Here is a 1,623-nt window from a genome sequence, read left to right as displayed (position 1 = left end):
CCGACCACATCGACGTCGACGCTCTCGAGCACGAGCTCGCCGCTATCCCCGAGGTCCACGACGTCCACGACCTGCACGTCTGGTCACTGACCACCGGAATGGACGTCGCGACAGTGCATCTGGCGAGCAACTGTCCCAACGACGAGGTGCTCCCGCAGGCGCGCGCCGTGCTGGCCCGTCACGGCCTCACCCACGCCACGATTCAGGTCGATCCGGACCAAGCGGGCAAACGCTGCCGCGACGATATGGGCTGGTAACGCGACACACTCGATCGCGTCGCCCGTACGCCACCTTGGTGGGCTATCTTCACAGCCGTGAGACGTCGGGGGTTCATGACCTTCTTGGCTGCAGGGTTAGTCACTGCACTCGGGGGATGCGCGACAGCGCGTGTCGATGCGACGGCGCCGACGGCGTTGCCGTCGACCAACCCGATGTCGCCGACTCCGAAACCGGTTGCGCAGACACAGGTTCCGCAGGTGCCACCACCCGACGTCGCGCGCAAGGTTCCGATCCCCGCGGGAACACTGACCGGATTGCCCGGTACGGGAAGACATCTCGCGCTGACCGTCGACGACGGCGCTAGTTCCGAGGTCGTCGGAGCGTACATCCGATTCGCGCGCGACACCGGCGCCCGGTTCACCTTCTTCGTCACCGGCGGCTTCGACTCCTGGACCGACCACAAAGCCGAGCTACGGCCGCTCGTCGAATCCGGTCAGATCCAACTCGGCAACCACACGTGGACCCACGCCGATCTCACGTCGTTGTCGACCGAGGGCGTCGCCGATGAGCTGTCGCGGTGTAAGCGATTCCTGCGCAACATATTCGGCGTCGACGGCACTCCGTTCTTTCGCCCGCCGTACGGCTACCACAACGAGACGGTCGACGCCGTGGCCGCCGACCTCGGATACACGACACCCGTGCTGTGGTTCGGGTCGCTCTCGGACTCGGGATTGATCACCGAGCGCTACCTGGTGCAGTGTGCGCGGCAGTACTTCCATCCGCAGACCGTGATCATCGGCCACGCCAACCATCCGCCGGTGACCCACGTGTATCCGACGCTGGTGGAGATCATCCGCGAGCGTCGACTCAACATGGTCACGCTCGACGACTACTTCGTCACGCGCAGGGCGTGAATTGCGGAGCGGCCCGCCGGGGCTGCCAGAACATCAAGTCCGTCGGTAGATCACGTCCGCCAGAACATGAAGACGTTCCAGCCCTGGATCGCGAGATTCGATGGCACGCCGGACAATTCGAACAGCCAGCGGATGAGGTCGAAGAAGGCGGCGTTCAGTTGGGGAATGAACAGTAGCGCGAACACGATCAGGAATCCGTAGGGTGCGATCTTGGCGGCGTTCGCGCGTGCCTGCTGCGACAGGTACGGCTCGATGGCGTTGTAGCCGTCGAAACCCGGCATCGGAATCAGGTTCAGCACGGCCGCGGTGATCTGCAAGAAGGCGAGCATCGCCAGTGCCGCCCACAGATTGATGCCGTCGACGGCGAGAATCATCCCCGACATCAGGCCCGAGTGGAGGGGGATGTAGGCGTCGGGTGCCGCGATCCGGATGACGAGCAACAGGATCGCCGCGAGCAGGATGTTCATCGCGGGCCCTGCGAGTGAAACCA

Annotated in this window: 1 protein-coding gene and 2 pseudogenes; 2 read left to right on the top strand and 1 reads right to left on the bottom strand. The window is 64.4% G+C overall.

Annotated features, from left to right (window positions below; genetic code table 11):
* Window positions 1-257, top strand: a pseudogene (locus tag B3T59_RS08000) (cation transporter); the annotation flags it as partial.
* A 75-nt stretch (window positions 258-332) separates the two neighbouring features.
* The gene (locus B3T59_RS07995; protein WP_005207594.1) at window positions 333-1,133 is read left to right on the top strand and encodes a polysaccharide deacetylase family protein; all 801 of its coding nucleotides are present in this window, start codon (window positions 333-335) and stop codon (window positions 1,131-1,133) included.
* Between the two features lie 50 nt (window positions 1,134-1,183).
* Here B3T59_RS07995 and B3T59_RS07990 read toward each other — a convergent pair.
* A pseudogene (locus B3T59_RS07990) lies at window positions 1,184-1,623 on the bottom strand (hypothetical protein); the annotation flags it as partial.

The organism is Gordonia sp. UBA7860 (assembly GCF_002500165.1).
In the GTDB taxonomy this organism is placed as follows: Bacteria; Actinomycetota; Actinomycetes; order Mycobacteriales; family Mycobacteriaceae; genus Gordonia; species Gordonia sputi.
This window is presented reverse-complemented; position numbering and strand designations above follow the sequence as displayed.

Excerpts from the sequence above, each read along its gene's own strand:
- B3T59_RS07995 (WP_005207594.1), top strand. The coding sequence starts at position 333 with ATGACCTTCTTGGCTGCAGGGTTAGTCACTGCACTCGGGGGATGCGCG.